The sequence below is a fragment of the Agrobacterium sp. MCAB5 genome, from assembly GCF_052114365.1.
GTDB lineage: Bacteria > Pseudomonadota > Alphaproteobacteria > Rhizobiales > Rhizobiaceae > Agrobacterium > Agrobacterium tumefaciens.
On record NZ_JBFREP010000379.1, the window covers coordinates 1 to 352 of the forward strand.

Below are 352 nucleotides of genomic sequence, written 5' to 3' on the forward strand. Positions count from 1 at the left end.
CAGGCGCCAGGCGCTCGACCGGAGAATAGCAATGGCCGGGCACACATATGCGGAAAGGGTCGGCTATCTCGGCCAGATGCTGGGGCTCTCTCTCCATCCCGATCAGCTCCATCAACCGCTATCGCCAGAACAGCTTGCCGCGGCGCGCCCGTCATTTATGGACCCCCGTTCCGGCCACGCCTTGAAGATCGCCCGCGAGGGCTGGACCCTTTGCGAGGTCCTCGCGCACGGTGTGGTCGATTATCATCCTTCCGTCGTCGGTCCGGCCGTCGAGGTGGCCGATCACATGCAGGAATGGTTCGAGGCAGAGGCCGCGGACGGCTTCTGGTTCTGCCCCGACGTCTATGAGGAC

General features: G+C 64.2%; 1 pseudogene. It reads left to right on the forward strand.

Annotation, left to right across the window (positions count from 1 at the left end):
• Positions 1–31: 31 nt before the first annotated feature.
• Positions 32–352: pseudogene (locus tag AB4Z23_RS29120) on the forward strand (NtaA/DmoA family FMN-dependent monooxygenase); the annotation flags it as partial.